Annotated in this window: 16 protein-coding genes; 13 read left to right on the plus strand and 3 right to left on the minus strand. The window is 65.7% G+C overall.

Translation table 11 applies throughout. The features are described 5' to 3' along the window. Nucleotides 1-2 precede the first annotated feature (2 nt). On the plus strand, nucleotides 3-272 hold the full coding sequence (gene rpsO / locus MQW23_RS12300) for a 30S ribosomal protein S15 (protein ID WP_074397689.1): 270 nt from the start codon (nucleotides 3-5) through the stop codon (nucleotides 270-272). 95 nt (nucleotides 273-367) lie between these two features. Here the strand turns inward: rpsO and MQW23_RS12305 are convergent, their stop codons facing one another. Beyond that, nucleotides 368-1,390, minus strand: a complete 1,023-nt coding sequence (locus MQW23_RS12305; protein ID WP_252108400.1) for a GlxA family transcriptional regulator — start codon at nucleotides 1,388-1,390, stop codon at nucleotides 368-370. A gap of 101 nt (nucleotides 1,391-1,491) precedes the next feature. Here MQW23_RS12305 and tmpA point away from each other — a divergent pair, with 101 nt between their 5' ends. The 11 genes from tmpA to MQW23_RS12360 all read left to right on the plus strand — a co-directional run bounded on the left by tmpA (nucleotide 1,492) and on the right by MQW23_RS12360 (nucleotide 12,366). Further along, nucleotides 1,492-2,607, plus strand: a complete 1,116-nt coding sequence (gene tmpA, locus MQW23_RS12310; protein WP_252108402.1) for a 2-trimethylaminoethylphosphonate dioxygenase — start codon at nucleotides 1,492-1,494, stop codon at nucleotides 2,605-2,607. Beyond that, nucleotides 2,604-3,191, plus strand: a complete 588-nt coding sequence (locus tag MQW23_RS12315; protein ID WP_252108404.1) for an HD domain-containing protein — start codon at nucleotides 2,604-2,606, stop codon at nucleotides 3,189-3,191. The genes tmpA and MQW23_RS12315 overlap by 4 nt, the downstream gene beginning before the upstream one ends. Next, a complete protein-coding gene (locus MQW23_RS12320) occupies nucleotides 3,188-4,801 on the plus strand; it encodes a 5-guanidino-2-oxopentanoate decarboxylase (protein ID WP_252108406.1) in 1,614 nt (537 codons plus the stop codon). Before MQW23_RS12315 ends, MQW23_RS12320 begins: the two co-directional genes overlap by 4 nt. A gap of 31 nt (nucleotides 4,802-4,832) precedes the next feature. Continuing rightward, a complete protein-coding gene (locus MQW23_RS12325) occupies nucleotides 4,833-5,771 on the plus strand; it encodes an ABC transporter substrate-binding protein (RefSeq protein WP_252108408.1) in 939 nt (312 codons plus the stop codon). After that, on the plus strand, nucleotides 5,768-6,508 hold the full coding sequence (locus MQW23_RS12330) for a class II aldolase/adducin family protein (RefSeq protein WP_252108411.1): 741 nt from the start codon (nucleotides 5,768-5,770) through the stop codon (nucleotides 6,506-6,508). Before MQW23_RS12325 ends, MQW23_RS12330 begins: the two co-directional genes overlap by 4 nt. 16 nt (nucleotides 6,509-6,524) lie before the next feature. After that, nucleotides 6,525-7,736, plus strand: coding sequence for a pyridoxal phosphate-dependent aminotransferase (locus MQW23_RS12335; RefSeq protein WP_252108413.1), 1,212 nt, complete (start codon nucleotides 6,525-6,527; stop codon nucleotides 7,734-7,736). Continuing rightward, complete coding sequence (locus MQW23_RS12340; protein WP_252108415.1) at nucleotides 7,733-8,539, plus strand: ABC transporter ATP-binding protein; 807 nt, start codon at nucleotides 7,733-7,735, stop codon at nucleotides 8,537-8,539. The genes MQW23_RS12335 and MQW23_RS12340 overlap by 4 nt, the downstream gene beginning before the upstream one ends. 43 nt (nucleotides 8,540-8,582) lie before the next feature. Continuing rightward, nucleotides 8,583-9,356, plus strand: coding sequence for a transporter substrate-binding domain-containing protein (locus MQW23_RS12345; RefSeq protein ID WP_252108417.1), 774 nt, complete (start codon nucleotides 8,583-8,585; stop codon nucleotides 9,354-9,356). 84 nt (nucleotides 9,357-9,440) lie between these two features. Next, nucleotides 9,441-10,145, plus strand: coding sequence for an ABC transporter permease (locus MQW23_RS12350; RefSeq protein ID WP_252108419.1), 705 nt, complete (start codon nucleotides 9,441-9,443; stop codon nucleotides 10,143-10,145). Next, complete coding sequence (locus MQW23_RS12355) at nucleotides 10,146-10,871, plus strand: ABC transporter permease (protein ID WP_252108421.1); 726 nt, start codon at nucleotides 10,146-10,148, stop codon at nucleotides 10,869-10,871. It begins immediately after the preceding gene. Nucleotides 10,872-10,896: 25 nt separating this feature from the next. After that, complete coding sequence (locus tag MQW23_RS12360) at nucleotides 10,897-12,366, plus strand: aldehyde dehydrogenase family protein (protein ID WP_252108422.1); 1,470 nt, start codon at nucleotides 10,897-10,899, stop codon at nucleotides 12,364-12,366. On the opposite strand, the gene MQW23_RS12365 is transcribed toward MQW23_RS12360, so the two are convergent. Further along, entirely contained in the window at nucleotides 12,327-13,562 is a 1,236-nt protein-coding gene (locus tag MQW23_RS12365) for a TauD/TfdA family dioxygenase (protein ID WP_252108424.1), read from the minus strand. The two genes, MQW23_RS12360 and MQW23_RS12365, sit on opposite strands and share 40 nt — an antisense overlap. A 77-nt stretch (nucleotides 13,563-13,639) precedes the next feature. Next, nucleotides 13,640-14,602, minus strand: a complete 963-nt coding sequence (locus tag MQW23_RS12370) for a GlxA family transcriptional regulator (protein WP_252108426.1) — start codon at nucleotides 14,600-14,602, stop codon at nucleotides 13,640-13,642. Nucleotides 14,603-14,750: 148 nt separating this feature from the next. Here MQW23_RS12370 and pnp point away from each other — a divergent pair, with 148 nt between their 5' ends. Next, nucleotides 14,751-16,913 carry a polyribonucleotide nucleotidyltransferase gene (gene pnp, locus MQW23_RS12375; RefSeq protein ID WP_252108429.1) on the plus strand — a complete coding sequence of 721 codons (2,163 nt, stop codon included), beginning with the start codon at nucleotides 14,751-14,753 and terminating at the stop codon, nucleotides 16,911-16,913. Nucleotide 16,914: the final 1 nt, after the last annotated feature.

Here is a 16,914-nt window from a genome sequence, read left to right on the forward strand (position 1 = left end):
AGATGGCACTAACCGCTGAGAAAAAGGCCGAGATCGTCAACGAATACGGCCGCGGCGAGAGCGACACCGGTTCCCCCGAAGTGCAGGTTGCCCTGCTGAGCGCCAACATCAATGGCCTGCAGGACCACTTCAAAACCAACAAGCAGGATCACCACTCCCGTCGTGGCCTGATCCGCATGGTTAACCAGCGTCGTAAGCTGCTGGACTACCTCAAGCGCAAGGATTTCGAACGCTATCAGTCTCTGATTCAGCGTCTGGGTCTGCGTCGCTAAGACGCCTTGTCGGGTAGGCGGTTGCCTGCCTGACAGCAGAAAGGCACTTATTGAAAAGCGCTGGCAGCAATGCCAGCGCTTTTTTTATGCCGTTTTCACGACGATGAGCCGCCCGTCTTGTAGCGCTGGGCGGTGGTGCTGGGCGTCTCGCCGAAGCGCTGCCGGTAGGCGCGGGTGAAGTGCGCCGGCTGAGTGAAACCGCTGGCCAAGGCCGCTTCGGTCACCTGGCAGTGGCTATCGGCGAGAAGCTGGCGGGCGCGGTCCAAGCGCATGCCCAAATAGCACTGCTGCGGAGTCTCGTTGAAGTGGCGTTGGAAAAGGCGCGTCAATTGGCGCTGGGACTGGCCCGCTAGGCGGCAGATTTCGGGAATCGGCAGCGCTTGGGAAAGGTTTGCCTCCATCAATGCGAGCCCACGCACCACGCTGCGCGAAAGGCCGCTGTAGCGCCCCGAGCGTGCGCTGCCTTCGTGACCGCCGGAGCGCTCGTGCACCAGCTGGCGACCAACCGCGTCCGCCAGCGCCGGCCCGTGGGTCTGCTCGATCCACTCGAGCATCATGTCGATCCCGGCCACGCCGCCGGAGCCGGTCAGCCGGGTAGGGCTCTGCTCATAGCGCGCGGGGCTGACCTCGAGTTCGGGAAACTCCTGTTGAAAGGCCGGTACGCTCTCCCAGTGCAGCGCCACGCGGTGACCGGCGAGCACCCCCGCCCGGGCCAGAATGAAAGGTGCAGTGTCGAGCCCGCCAAGCCAGCCACCGTGGGCGGCGATCCGGCGCAGCACGGCGCGCTCTTTAAAGCCCACCGTGGCCTCGGCGTCGTAGGAAGAAACCACCATCAGCCGCGCGCTGTGATCGATCGACTCCAGCGCGCCGTCGACATCGATGCGCACGCCGTTGCTGGCCACCACCGCACCGCCATCTACGGACAGCAGCTCCCAAGCGAACAGGTTGTGGCCAAAGCGATTGGCGACCCGCAGCGGTTCGAGAAGACAGAAAAGCGTCAGCATCGAAAATCGCGGCACCAGCCAGACGCTCAGGGTATAGGCCGCCTGCTCCGGCGTCAGCAGCGGCGGCGAATCCGGGCGAGGATAGGGCCATTCGAGTGAAGTTTCGGGGTTCATGGCGAATATGATCAATTACAAGGCTATTTATATCAAGTCGGTCGGGTCGTAAGCAGGCTAAGGTAGGGTGTTTTCCTAGCACACCCGTGGGAGGTGCCACCATGACTCATGTCATCGTCGAGCCGAATCAGCGCCGATTACGAATCGAACACGACGCCAGAAACGTGGCGCTGAGCGCGCTCTGGCTGCGCGAACGCAGCCCCGACGAAGCGACGCTGGACGCTTACACCGGCCAGCGCCTGATCGAGGCCGCCGAGCTGCCTTTGGATCTTGCCATCGACACCGCGAAGGCCGAAGGCGACACGCTGTCGCTGCGCTTCAGCGACGGCCACCAGGGCCGATTCTCCATCGCTGCGCTGCTCAACGACGCGCAGGACGAGGCGCCTCGCCGGCTCTGGAGCGCCAGTGATGCGCCGCGCACCGACGTCGACTTCGACCAGGCCTGCGGTGATGACGCCGCGCTTCTGGACATGCTCGAGGCACTGCACCGCGACGGCTTCGTCGTGGTGTCCAACGTGCCCGGCCGCGAAGACGGCATGCAGACGCTGATCGACCGGGTCGGCCCGCTCAGACGCACCAACTGGGGCGGCATCGCGGATGTGAAGTCCGTGGCCAACGCCTATGACCTGACCATGACCCAGCGCGGGCTCGAGCCGCATACGGACAATCCCTATCGCGACCCGATTCCCGGCTACATCTGGCTGCACTGCCTGACCAACGCCGCCGATGGCGGCGACAGCACTCTGGCCGACGGCTTCAAGGCCGCCGAGCTTTTGCGCCAGCGCGACCCGGACGCTTACGCCTGCCTGACCCGAGTGACACCGCGCTTTCGCTACCAGGACGCGGACACCCATCTGGAGAGCGAAGGCCCGCTGATCGAACTCGACAGCGCCGGTACGCCGATACGCGTGCGCTACTCCAACCGCACCGAGAACGTGCCTGCGCTGGAGCCTGACGAGCTCGACGCCTACTACGCCGCCCGCCGAGCCTTCTACCAGCTGATCACCGGCGATGAGCTGACCCTCAATCTCAAGCTCGATGCCGGCCAGATGCTGATCATGGACAACTACCGCTTGCTGCACGGGCGCAGTGCCTTTCAACTCGCCGGCGGCGTGCGCCATATGCGCCAGGGCTACGTCGACCGGGACAGCACCGCCAGCCGTCGTCGCGTTCTGCAAAAGCGGCGCGCTCATCAGGGCGCAGGAGAGACCGCATGAAACAGGCGCGTTTTCGCTATTTCACCGAGGCCAAGCGTGACGACTGGGTGCTGATCGACGCCCGCTTTCGCGACTACGTCGACGACGCGCCGCGCCGCGTGCTCGCTCACCTGAAAAACCTCGCAGGTGACCACCACGGCTACCCGGTGGACCGCTACGAGCACTGCCTGCAAACCGCCACCCGGGCGCTGCGCGACGGCGCCGACGAGGAGATGGTGGTGTGCGCGCTGCTCCACGATATCGGCGACGACCTGACGCCAGCCAATCACGCCGAGATCGCCGCCGCGATCCTCGAGCCCTACGTCGACCCGCTCAACGTGTGGATGATCCGCCATCACGAGCTCTTTCAGGGCTACCACTACCGCCACTTCTTCGGCCAGGACCCGCACGCCCGCGAGCAGTATCGCGATCACCCGGCTTACGCGCGCACCGTGCGCTTCTGCGACGAGTGGGACCAGGCGAGCTTCGACCCGGAGTACGACACGCTGCCGCTTTCTCACTTCGTACCGATGGTCGAACGTGTCCTGCGGCGCACCCCGCGCGGCGGCCTGCCCGACCCGGTTCCAGAGGAGGCGCTGCGATGAAAAAGACCTGCGCCGAGCTTCTGCTCGAGCTGCTCACCGCCTACCGGGTCGATACCGTCTTCGGTATCCCCGGCGTGCACACCATCGAGCTCTACCGCTCGGTGGGCCAGTACCCGCTGCGCCACGTGACGCCGCGCCACGAGCAGGGCGCGGGCTTCATGGCCGACGGCTACGCCCGGGCCAGCGGCCGGCCGGCAGCCTGTTTCATCATTACCGGCCCCGGCATGACCAATATCGCCACCGCCATGGGCCAAGCGCTGGCGGACTCCATCCCGATGCTAGTGATCTCGAGCGTCAACCGCCGCGCCACGTTGGGGCGTGGGCAGGGGAGGCTACACGAGCTGCCCAACCAGCAGCAGACCCTTTCCGGGGTAAGCGTGTTCAGCCACACCCTGCACGACCCCGCAGCGCTGCCCGAAATCATCGCCCGTGCCTTCGCCGTGTTTCAGGGCGCCCGCCCGGGGCCGGTGCATATCGAGATTCCCATCGACCTGTTCGATGCCCCGGTGGACGTAGGCGAGGTGCGCCCCATCGAGGTGTTCCCGCCGGCGCCGGCGCCGCAAGCCGTGGCCCGCGCCGCCAAATGGCTTTCTCAGGCGAGCCGCCCGCTGGTGCTACTTGGCGGTGGTTGCGTGGCCGCGTCTGATGCCGCCCGTGCGCTCGTCGATCGACTGCAGGCGCCAGCGCTGACCACCATCAACGCCAAAGGCGTGCTCGGCCGCAACCACCCGCTCGACCTGGGCGCGACCATGAGCCTCCCCGCCGCCAGGCGCTTGGCCGCCGAGGCGGACGTGGTGCTGGCGCTGGGCACCGAGCTTGGCGAAACCGATTATGATCTGGTGTTCGACGAGGGCTTCGCGCTGACCGGCCGCCTGATTCGAGTGGATATCGACCCGGAGCAGCTCGGGCGCAACCAGCGCGCCGATCTTGCTTTGGTGGCGGACGCCGGCCAGACCCTGGAGGCACTGCTCGCCGCACTGCCGAAGGGGCAGACCCAGCCGCGCGCCGGCGATGACCGCGCCGCCGCAACCCGCCAGGCGCTGGCGCTCGAGCAGGACGCGGATCTTGCACCCTACGTGCCGCTCTACGCCACGCTCGATGCGGCGCTGCCCGAGGCGATCATCGTCGGTGACTCGACCGGCCCGGTCTACGCGGGTAACTTTCTCGCGGCCAGGGCCGCGCCGCGCTGCTACTTCAACGCCGCCACCGGCTACGGAACGCTCGGCTACGGTCTGCCCGCCGCCCTCGGCGCGGCCATCGCCTGCCCCGAGCGCCCGGTGGTCGCGCTGGTCGGCGACGGCGGGCTGCAGTTCGTGCTTGGCGAGCTCGCCACCGCGCGGGATCTCGGCCAGCCGGTGGCGCTGCTGATCTGGAACAATCAGGGCTACGACGAGATTCGCCGTTATATGGCGATGAACGAGGTGGACAAGCTCGGCGTCGACCTGACCGCGCCGCACTTCGAGGCGTTAGCCCAGGCCTTCGACTGTCGCTACCGGGCGGCGGGAGAGCCGGCCACGCTCGAGCGCGCGGTGGGAGAGCTTTATGAGACCGCCTCGCCGCTGGTGATCGAGATCGACGCGCTGAGCTGGATGAACGCGATCGCAGAATAAATAATTTTACAATCGATGAAAGGAGCCTGACATGTTGGGAAGAAGTCTGCTGGCCACGATGATGTTGACCGCCCTGGTGCCGCTGACGGCCCAGGCCGCACAGGATGAAAGCGACGCCCTGCGTCTGGTGGTGCCCCCTTGGCCCGGGGTAACGGTAAAAAGCGAGATTCTGGCTCAGCTCGCCGAGCCGCTGGGCTATCGCGTCTCGCGCCAGGAACTGAGCTCGACGGTGGGCTACAGCACGCTGCAAAGCGGCGACAGCGACGTTTTCCTGGCTGGCTGGCTGCCGGCCCAGCAGGAGAGCTTCGATGCCGCCATGGCGGCGGGCAAGATCGTTGATCTGGGCAATAACGTCGAAGGGGCCCGAATGGGCTTCGCCGTACCCGGCTACGTGGCAGAAGCGGGCATCACCCGTGCCGAACAGCTTGCTGACCCCGAGGTGGCCGAGCGCTTCGACCGGCGTATCTACAGCATCGAGAACGGCTCGACGGTCACCGACATGATGGAGGTGGCGATCGACAACGATACCTACGGCCTCGGCGACTGGTCGATTTTATCCTCGTCGACCCCGGGCATGCTCAGCGAAGTGGCCGGCGCCGTGAGCGAGCAGCGCTGGATCCTGTTCTACGGCTGGACACCGCACTGGATGATTCCCGCCTACGATGTGCAACTGCTCGAGGACCCCGAGGGCGTGTTCGGCCCGGACAGCGGCGGCAGTGACGTGCGCACCATCGTCGCCCGCGACTACGCCGAGGCGAACCCCAACATGCGCCGCCTGCTCGATCAGTTCCGTTTCACCGCCGACGAGCAGAGCGACTTCATCAGCGCCTATAGCCGCGAAGAGCGCGATCTTGAAGACGTGGCCCGCGAGTGGCTGGCCGAACACCCTGAGCGGGTCGACGCGTTTCTCGACGGGGTGACCACCCGCGACGGAGCGCCGGCGGCGAGCGTCGTCGAGGCGGCGCCATGAGCAGCGCCCAAATCGACGAGCAAGCGCTGCGCGACGACCTGGCCGCCGCTTATCGCCTCATCGCCCTGGACGGCATGGACGACGGGATCGACACCCACATTTCCGCCCGCCTGCCTGGCGAGCGCTTTCTGCTCAACCCCTACGGGCTGCGCTTTTCCGAGGTGCGCGCCGAGCAGCTGGTGACCGTCGACGGCGACGGCCGGGTGCTCGACGACCCCACTGGGCTCGGCGTCAATCCAGCCGGTTTCACCATCCACAGCGCTCTGCATGCCGCACGGCCCGAGGTCGCCTGCGTGCTGCACACGCACACCGTAGCGGGCGTGGCGCTGTCGTGCCTGGAAGAGGGGCTGCTGCCGCTCAACCAGTGGTCGCTGGAATTCTACCAACGCCTGGGCTACCACGACTTCGAGGGCATCGCGCTGTCGCTATCAGAGCGCGAGCGCCTGGCACGTGACCTCGGCGGCCACTGGGCGATGGTGCTGCGCCAGCACGGTCTTCTGACCGGTGGCAGGAGCATCGGTGAGGCGTTCTTGCGTATGCGAAACCTCGAGCGTAGCTGCAAGGCGCAGCTCGCCGCCCAGGCCTCGGGGCGCCCGCTTCGTCCGGTGTCCGATGCCATGGCCGAACACGTCGCCCGCCAATACGAGGCTTGGGCGGCGAGTCCCCAGGGCACCGATTTAGCGTGGCAGGCGGAAAAGCGTCGCCTGGCGGATTCACCCAGTCAGCGATCCATCTAGTCACCATGGAGCTTTCATGCACTACTCACGACTGACCCAGCGTATTGCCGGCGAAGGCGCGGCGGCCTGGGACATTCACTACCGGGCGCTGGCCCGCCAGGCCGCCGGCGAGGAGATCACCGTGCTCTCCGTCGGCGACCCGGATTTCGCCACCCCCGAGCCGATCATCGAAAGCGCCGTGTCGAGCCTGCAGGGCGGCGCCACCCACTACTCGGACGTGCAGGGCAAGGCGGCGCTGCGCGAGGCGATCGCCGACGGTTATCGCCGCCAGGGCCTCGCGGTCGGCGCTGATAACGTGATCGTCATGGCCGGTGCACAGTGCGGGCTCTACGCCACCGCCCAGTGCCTTCTGGATAGCGGTGATGAAGTGCTGGTCTGCGAGCCCAACTACGTCACTTACGAAGCGGTGCTGCGCGCCACCGGCGCCGAGATGGTGCGCGTGCCGCTCGATCGCGACGCAGCATTTCGCCTCGACGTGGCGGCACTCGAGCGGGCGGTGACGCCGCGCACCCGGGCGATCCTGCTCAATAGCCCCCACAACCCCACCGGCCAGCTGATCGATGCGTCCACCTGGGAGGCGGTGGCCGCGCTTTGCCATCGCCACGATCTGTGGCTGATCTGCGACGAGGTCTATGCCGAGCTGATCTTCGACGGTGAGCACGTCTGCCCCGCCACGCTCGAGGGCATGGCCAGCCGCTGCGTGGTGGTCAGCAGCCTATCGAAATCCCACGCCATGACCGGGTGGCGGCTGGGCTGGGTGGTGGGGCCCGAGGCGCTGATCCAGCATCTCTCGAACCTGGCACTGTGCATGCTCTACGGCTGCCCGGACTTCATCCAGGACGCCGCCCACGCCGCGCTCACCGCGCCGCCACCGGGGCTTGACGCCATGCGCGACGCTTACCGCGCGCGGCGCGACGCGGTCTGTCAGGCGCTCGAGGAGAGCTCGGCAGTGGCGGCGATTCGCCCACCGGCGGGCATGTTCCTGATGGTCGACATTCGCGCCACTGGCCTCTCGTCTCAGGCCTTCGCCGACCGTCTGCTCGACGAGGAGCGCGTCTCGGTGCTCTCCGGCGAGGCCTTTGGCCCCTCGGCGGCGGGGTTCGTGCGCCTGAGTCTGACCGTCGACGCCGAGACGCTCGTCGAGGCGAGCCGACGACTGGTGGCCTGCGCCGAACGCGCGCTGGCCGAATTTTCCACCCACCGGGCCTCGGAGGCCATTCGCCTATGACATCATCATCCCGGACGTTTTCTCAGCACACTTCTCTCTCCTCACCCAACGCGCCGGCGGTATCGGCGCATAATCTCACCAAACGCTTCGGCGATCTCAACGTGCTCAAGGGTGTGTCGCTGGCGGTGCCCGAAGGCAGCGTCACCTCCATCATCGGCGCCAGCGGCTCGGGCAAGAGCACCTTGCTTCGCTGTATGAACCTTCTCGAACGGCCCGACCAGGGCGAACTGGCGATTGCGGATGAGGCGATTCGCTTCACCCGCAATCCCCAGGGCGACATCACCGGGCTCGACCGCGGCCAACTGCAGCGGCTGCGCGCGAAGGTAGCGATGGTCTTTCAGCAGTTCAATCTCTGGCCGCATCTGACGGTGCTGGGCAACGTCATCGAAGCGCCGATGCGAGTCAAGAACCGCTCGCGCAAGGAGGCCGTCGCGCTCGGCGAGCACTACCTGGAGCGAGTCGGCATGGCGGATCGCCGCGACGCCTATCCCGCCTTTCTCTCTGGCGGCCAACAGCAGCGCGTGGCGATCGCCCGGGCGCTGGCGATGGAACCACGCATCCTGCTTTTTGACGAGCCGACCTCGGCGCTCGATCCGGAGCGCGTCAACGAGGTGCTGGGCGTCATCCGCGGGCTCGCCGACGAAGGGCGCACCATGCTCATGGTCACCCACGAGATGCACTTCGCCCGCGAAGTTTCCGACCAGTTGGTCTACCTCGATAAAGGCTACATTGCCGCCGAAGGCAGCCCGGACGAGGTGTTCGACGACCCGTGCTGCCAGCGTTTCGTCGCCCCCGCCGCTTGAGGCCATTCATTAATAACTATTGTTAATAACAAGGGAGAACTTCATGCACGTATCGATCAAGACCGCCTTGGTACTGGCCGCCTTTACCACGACCGCCCACGCCTTCGCCGACGCGCCGCTGAACGTCGGGATTTCCGGCGAGCCCTATCCGCCGTTCACCTATAAAGCCGCCAGCGGCGACTGGACCGGGTTCGAAGTCGAGCTCGCCCACGCGATCTGCGCTGAACTCGAGCGCGAGTGCGAGATCGCGCCCACCGGGTGGAGCGGTATCATTCCGTCGCTGCAGGCCGAGCGCATCGACATGATCATGAACTCGATGTCGATCACCGAACAGCGACAGCGCGTGATCGCCTTCACCCGGCCTTACTACTTCACCCCCGGCGCCTACGTGGCGGCGAGCGAGCGCGAGCTAGTGATCCCCGACGACCTTGACGGGCTGGTAATGGGCGTGCAGTCGGCGACCACCAACGCCACCTACGCCCGCCGCGCGCTGCGTGACAGCGGCGTCGACGTGCGCCTCTACGATCAGGCCGAGCAGGTCAACAGCGACCTGTTGGCCGGGCGTCTCGATATCGTGCTGGCCGACGAGATCGCGATGCGCCAATTTCTGGCCCGTGACGAGGCCGAGGCCTTCGAGATCAAGGCGACCGCGCCCCACCACGACGCCTACGGCGAGGGGATCGGCATCGGCCTGCGCCAGGAGGATGAAGCGCTAAAAGCCGCGCTCGATGAAGCGATAGCCGCGGTCGTTGAAGAGGGTACCTGCGCAAGGCTCTCCGAGCAGTTTCTGGGCACCGACGTATGCGTCTACCCCTGAGCGGGCTTGGCCGCCCGGTGCAAAGTCACCGGGCGCTTTTGAGTCACGCCTTTTTTACAAGCTAGACCGAGGATGTCGTCGATCATGACACCCATGATGTCGGAAGGGCTCGCCGATTGGGCCGGCCCGATTTTCAACGGCGCGCTGGCCACGATAAAGATCGCCGTATTGGCTTACGCGATCGGTTTACTGCTGGGGCTGATTGGCGCGGCCGCCAAGCTGAGCCCCTGGGCACCGCTTCGCGGCGTTGCCATCGCTTACTCCACCTCCATTCGCGCCGTGCCAGAGCTGTTGCTGATTTTGCTGCTCTACTACGCCGGCAGCGAAGCGCTGGGCACGCTGCTCGCCCTGCTGGGCGTCGATGGCGTGCGCTTGACCGGCTTCGCCACCGCCGTGGGCGTGCTCGCCTTCGTTCAGGGCGCCTACATGACCGAGGTGTTTCGCGGCGCTATCCTGGCCATCCCCAAAGGCCAGTTGGAGGCGGCCGATGCTTTCGGCTTTTCGCGCTGGACGCGCTTTCACCGCTTCGTGCTGCCGGCCATGCTGCCCAACGCACTGCCGGGGATGTCGAATCTCTGGCTAATTCTGATCAAGGATACCGCTCTGATCAGCGTGATCGGCTTTAACGAGCTGTTCTTCACCATCCAGCAAGCCGCGGCCAGCAGCCGCGCCTATTTTCTCTTCTACGCTGCGGCGGGCGCCATTTACCTTGTGATCACGCTGAGCTCCACGGCGCTGTTCGCGCGCCTGGAGCGCCGCGCGCGCCGCACTCAACCGGTGGAGGCTTGAATGGATTTTTCCTGGCTCAGCGACCCGTTCTATCAGGAGTATTTGTGGCAGGGTTTCGTCAACACGCTATGGCTGCTGCTGGTCTCTGCAGTGGGCGGGCAACTGCTCGCCGTGGGCGTGGCGCTGGCGCGCCTGCGCGGTCCGCGCCCTCTTGCCTGGTTCGCCGCGGCTTTTTCAAGCGTGATTCGCGGCACGCCCTTGCTGGTGCAGCTGTTCTTCTTCTACTACGGCGTCGGCCACCTGCTGGAAGGGGTGCCAGGGCTTCGCGAGACCTGGATCTGGCCGCTGATGCGCGACCCGTTCTTCTTCGGTGCGGTGACCTTCATCTGCAGCGTTGGCGCCTACTCCGGCGAGGTGATTCGCGGGGCCATGCTGAGCGTGCCGCCGGGCGAGTTGGAAGCCGGCCGCGCCTTTGGCCTCTCCGGGCGTCAGGTGCTCGTGAGGCTCTGGCTGCCCCGAGCGATCCAGCTCTGTCTGCCCACGCTTACCGGCGAGATGATCCTGCTGCTCAAGTCGATTCCGCTGGTCTCGACCATCGCACTGATGGATCTGTTACAGGCCGCCAACATCATCCGCGACGAAACCTTTCTGGTCTACGAGCCGCTGCTGCTGATCGCCGGTATTTATCTGGCTACCACCGTGGTACTGACGGCGACGCTGCGTCTGGTGGAGATCAACTTCCCCGGCATGCGGCCGCGCTCACGCCGCTGGCTGCCTGTTCGCTAAACGCACGGAAAAAAGGATCTGCGCGATGTCCGCATATTCCCCTCTCTCGTCTATCCCCACTCTCGACGAGCAGTTCATCGACAACGCCTGGCAGCCAAGCCGGGGCACGGCGCTGCTCGACGTCACCAACCCCTTCGACGGCGGCGTCATTGCCCGCGTGACCCGGGGCGATGCGCGGGACGTCGATGCCGCGGTGGCGGCGGCGCGACGGGCGCTGCCCGGCTGGCGGGCCACCTCGGCGGCGCGCCGGGGCGAGTGCCTGGCAGCGATCGCCGAAGGGCTCGCTGCCAGGCGTGAGCCGCTGGTGGCGATGTCGAGTCTCAACAACGGCAAGCCACTTGCGGAGGCGCATCAGGATCTCGACGATGCCATCGCTTGCTACCGCTACTACGCCGAGGCAGCAGCAGCGCTTGGCGAGCGCCAGGGCCAGCGAGAGCCTGGCGAGCAGGCGGAGCTGGAGGTGCGCCGCTACTGGGAGCCGGTCGGGGTGGCGGGGCTGATCACGCCTTGGAACTTCCCACTGGTGAGCAGCGCCTGGAAGCTCGCCCCGGCGCTCGCCGCGGGCTGCACCGTGGTGTTCAAGCCTTCGGAAGTGACGCCGCTGCCCGAGCGCGTGCTCGCCGAGGTAATGCACGAGGCGGGGGTCCCGGCGGGGGTATTCAACCTGCTGCTTGGCGATGGCGCCAACGTCGGCGCCGCGCTCGGCGATCATCCGGGCATCGACAAGCTCTCCTTCACCGGCAGCAACGCCGTGGGCGAGGCGGTGATGCGCGCCGCGGCTCACGGCACGCGCCCGGTGTCACTCGAACTCGGCGGCAAGTCGCCGATCATCGTCACCGAGGACGCGGATCTCGACCTCGCCTGTGAACTGGTGATCAACGGCATCTGCTACAACGCCGGGCAGATGTGTTCGGCTACCAGCCGGCTGCTGGTCCATGAAAGCGTAAGCGAAGCGCTGTTCGAGAGAATCGACGCCGCCATGCAGGCGCTGCGTCTGGGCGACCCAAACGCACCGAACACCGACATGGGACCGGTGGTCAGCGCCCTTCAGCGTGAGCGTATCGAGGCCTTCATCGACCGCGCCCGCGAGACCGGGCTCGAAAGCCGCACCACGCTTGCGCCACATCCGGCCAGCGGCTTTTTCGTCGCCCCGCGGCTCTATCGCGATGTGCCTACCGACAGCGCCCTGTGGCGCGAAGAGATCTTCGGGCCGCTGCTTTGCGCGCGACACGTGGCGGGCGACGACGAAGCGATCGCGCTTGCCAACGACAGCGACTTTGGCTTGGCGGCGACGGTGGTCGCGGGAAGCGATGATCGTGCCGAGGCGATCGCTCGGCGCCTGGAGGTAGGCAACGTCTGGTGTAATAGCGACCAAATTGCGCCGCCCCAGGGCAGTTGGGGCGGCATGAAGCGCAGCGGCATCGGCCGGGAGCTCGGCCCGGCCGGGCTCGAGGCTTATCTCGAGATCAAGTGCATCTCGCGCTCGCGGCGCTGACACATCCGATAGCGCGAGCGGACTTCGTCGCGCTCCATGTAACATCCTTGCAGCCAGCGGTGTCCGGTGCTGCCCTCGAAGGCGTCGCGGGCGTGCAGCAGCCGGCGGTTGTCAAAGATCACCAGATCCCCCGGCGCGTAGCTGAAGCGCAGGGCGAATTCGGGTTCGCGCAGCAGCCGCTGCAGCATCATCAGCGCCGCGTAGGCAGTCTCGACCTCGTCGAAGGGCGCCTGCAGCGGCCCGCGTAGAAAGTCGGCGATGCGCACTTCGAGCAGCTCGCCGCGCTCGTTCAGGCGAATCATCGGCGAGTACCAGACGTAGTCGGTGACCCGAGCGGTATTGGCATAGCACCAGTGCACGCGGGTCAGCGTCTCGAAGGCGGCGGGGTGGCGCGCGCGCAGCGCCTCAGCGACAGCGAAACCGTCGAGCATTACCGCCTGGCCGCCCTCGACGCTGTTCTCCAGACAGTGCAACATCTGCAGGCCCGGATGATACTCGCGGGTCGGTAGGTCCGTATGTGGCGGTAGCGCGATCGAGGTATAGGCGTTGGAGTCCGGGTTGGGCTTGGCCTTCACGTCGAACAGCTGGCCAAAATTGGTCGGACGCACCGGTCCGATTCGCCGGGCGATGGCCTCGAGTGAGCCGGGCTCGGTGGGCAGACCGCGCAGGCGCACCAATCCCTTGCCCAGCACACTTTCGAGCGCCGGCTTTAGAATGCGTTCCTCTTCATCACTCCCCGCGTCGCTTTCGAGCAGCCCTGATGCGTCGAGGGTGTCCGCCACGCTCTCCGGGCCGCCGTGCCATAGCGTCACCGGTACCAGCGGCGCTTCGGGGTCGTCGGCATTGTCGTAGTCGTGGGCGCGCAGCCAGCCTGGGTGAAAGCGCAGGCGACTGTTATCGGGGGCGAAGGTAACCGCCAAGGCGCCAGCGGCGTCAATCTCGGCGCGCTCAACCTCGGGCCAGCCGGAAAGCTGCGAAAGATCCAAAATACGCTCGCGGGTGGCCGGGTTGATGGTGGTGTCGTCGGCGGCATTTTCGCGCAGCCAGATGCTGTGGTAGCGGCTCTCCCGTCCATCGCTCCAACGCAGGGTCACGATACGCGGTGTGGCGCTTACCGAGGCGATACTCGCCTCCACCGGCCAGGCGTCGTAGTCCGGCGTACAGGGCAGATCGAGAGAAGCGGTCGCGGTCGTCATGGAGCCTCCTTGGCGTTGTAAGATCCGCCGAGTATGGCGTCCTTTACCTGCCTCGACGCGACCAGATTCGACGCCGACTATGCACGATTCGACACTCCCCGTTGGCGTAGCTGGCTGGGCGTAACGCCGTGCTGGCGGCGAAAGGCGCGGGCGAAGCTCGAAGGCGAGGCGAAGCCGCAGGCAAGCCCCACCTGAACGACGCTGAGCGAGGTGGTGCTCAGAAGCTGGTGGGCGTGCTCGAGGCGCTTGGCCTGGTAAGCGCGCTGTGGCGAGGTGCCCAAGTGCTGAGAGAAGAGCCGTTCGAGCCGGCGCCATGAGATGCCAAGCTCTTGAGCCAGCGCGCTGACCGGCAGCGGCGACTCGAGCCGGCTCTCCATCAGCGCGATTGCCCGTTCGAGCAGCGGGTTGGCAGGCGTGACAGGGTCGCGCTGGCGGCTAGCGGGCAGGCGCCCCTGATCGTGGATCAACTGCTCGCGCACCCGGGCGCACAGCGCCTCGCCGTGGCGGCGGCGAATCAGGTCCAGGCTCATGTCGATCGCCGCGCTACCGCCGGCGCAGGAAAAGCTTGAACTATCGACCTCGAACACCGACTCGACTGCATCGACATGGGGGAAGCGGCGGCGAAAATCCGGCAGGCACTCCCAGTGCAGCGTCACCGTCGAGTCGTCCAGGAGTCCGGCGGCAGCCAGTGCGTAGCAGCCGGTATCGACGCCGCCCAGCACGCACTCCTTTTGCGCGCGCAGCCAGTCGAGCAGCACGTCGTCGATGGCGCGCAGCGGCTCGAAGCTTGCGCACACCGCCAGGCTCGTGACGCTGGTGGCGCTCTGCATCGGCGTGTCGACCTCCAAGGACATGCCGTTGGAGGCGATCACCGACGCTCCATCGCGGCTGATTACCTGCCACTGGAACAGCGTTGTGCCGCTGAGGCGATTGGCAATGCGCAGCGGCTCGATGGCCGAGAAGAAGGCGACCATGGCGAAGCGCGGCAGCAGCAGAAAACCGATTTTCTCGGGCGTGGTCGCCGGGGGCTCTAGTCTCATGGGCAAAAAGAATACACCACCGCCGATGGTGAGGGCAGAGAGTGAGGCCCGGCGCGGGGCTATTTCGGGTTTCTGGTGGCCCTTGAAGGCTACACCGCCTAGAATAGTGGCAGGCAAAACGACCCCAGAAAAGACAAGTAGCTATTTCATGTTAAAGGAAGTCGCCGTGAATCCGGTAAAAAAGACGTTTCAATTTGGCCGCAGCACCGTCACCCTGGAAACCGGGCGCATCGCCCGCCAGGCAAGCGGTGCCGTTATGGTCACCATGGACGACACCGTGGTGCTGTGTACTGTCGTCGCCAAGAAAGAAGTCAGCCCTCATCAGGCTTTCTTCCCGCTGTCGGTGCATTACCAGGAAAAGACCTACGCGGTCGGCAAGATTCCCGGCGGCTTCTTCAAGCGTGAAGGGCGCCCCACCGAGAAAGAGACGCTGACGTCGCGCCTTATCGACCGGCCGATCCGTCCGCTTTTCCCGAAGGGCTTCATGAACGAAGTGCAGGTGATCTGTACCGTTCTTTCCACCGATCGTAATCACGACCCGGATATCGCGGCGATGCTCGGCACCTCGGCGGCGCTTTCGATCTCCGGCGTGCCGTTTAACGGCCCGATCGGCGCGGCGCGTGTCGGCTTCAGCGAAGAGCAGGGTTACTTTTTGAACCCGACCGTCGAAGAGCTTGCTACCTCCGAGCTCAACATGGTCGTTGCCGGCACCCAGAACGCCGTGCTGATGGTCGAATCCGAAGCCCAGGAGCTTCTGGAAGACGAGATGCTCGGCGCCGTGCTTTACGGCCATCAGGAAATGCAGGTCGCCATCAGCGCCATTCAGGAGCTGACCCAGCAAGCCGGCAAGCCGCGCTGGGAGTGGCAGGCCGCTGAAGAGAACGCCGCGCTCAAGTCCGCCATGGCCGAGCAGTTCGAAACGAAGGTGGGCGAAGCCTACCGCATCACCGACAAAATGGAGCGTCAGGACGCGCTGGCCACGCTGAAAGAGCAGGCCATCGAAGCGCTGGGCGCCGTCGACGGTGAGCCGGTCAACGACAAGTTCGACCGCGACGAAGTGAAGGGCGCGTTCTCGAGCCTCGAGAAGCGCGTGGTGCGCTCGCGAGTGGTCAAGGGTGAGCCGCGTATCGACGGTCGCGACAACACTACCGTTCGTCCGCTTGCCATCGAAGTCGGCGTGCTGCCCAAAACCCACGGCTCGGCGGTGTTCACACGCGGCGAGACCCAGGCGATCGCCGTCGCGACCCTCGGCACGCTGCGCGATTCGCAGCTAATCGAGTCGCTGGAAGGCGAGCGCAAGGACCGCTTCATGCTGCACTACAACTTCCCCCCCTACTCGGTGGGCGAAGCCGGCTTCATGGGCGGGCCGAAGCGTCGTGAAATCGGTCACGGTCGCTTGGCGCGCCGCGGTGTGCAGGCGATGCTGCCCTCTGAAGACGAATTTCCCTACACCATTCGCGTGGTCTCCGAAATCACCGAATCCAACGGCTCGAGCTCCATGGCCTCGGTGTGCGGCTCTTCGCTGGCGCTGATGGACGCGGGTGTTCCGCTGAAAGCGCCGGTCGCCGGTATCGCCATGGGTCTGGTCAAGGACCCGGAAGGCTACGCGGTGCTGACCGATATCCTGGGTGACGAAGATCACCTCGGCGATATGGACTTCAAGGTCGCGGGTTCCGAAGAGGGCGTTACGGCCCTGCAGATGGACATCAAGATCGAAGGCATCAACGAAGAGATCATGGAGACCGCGCTGCAGCAGGCCCACCACGCGCGCATCGCGATCCTCGAGCAGATGAACGCCGTGATCAACCATAGCCGCACCGAGGTGTCCGAGAACGCGCCGTCGATGGCCACCATCAAGATCGACCCGGAGAAGATCCGCGACGTCATCGGCAAGGGCGGCGCGACCATTCGCAAGATTTGCGAAGACACCGGCGCGTCTATCGATCTCGACGATGACGGCACTGTGCGTATTTACGCCGAAGACAAGAAAGCGGCCAAGGCTGCGATCGACACGGTACTGGCGATCACCGCGGAAGCCGAGATCGGCAAGCTCTACAACGGCAAGGTCGTGCGGATCGCCGACTTCGGCGCGTTCGTGAACATCATGCCGGGCACCGACGGGCTGGTGCACATCTCGCAAATCGTTGCCGAGCGCGTCAACAACGTACGCGACTTCCTCAACGAAGGCGACGACGTGGTGGTCAAGGTGCTCGACATCGACAACCGCAACCGCGTGAAGCTCTCCATCAAGGAGATCACCGAGGAAGAGAAAGCGGCCTTCGCCGCGCAGAGCGAAAGCGCCGCCGAGTAAT

The sequence above is a fragment of the Halomonas sp. S3-1-1 genome, from assembly GCF_023757625.1.
GTDB lineage: Bacteria > Pseudomonadota > Gammaproteobacteria > Pseudomonadales > Halomonadaceae > Vreelandella.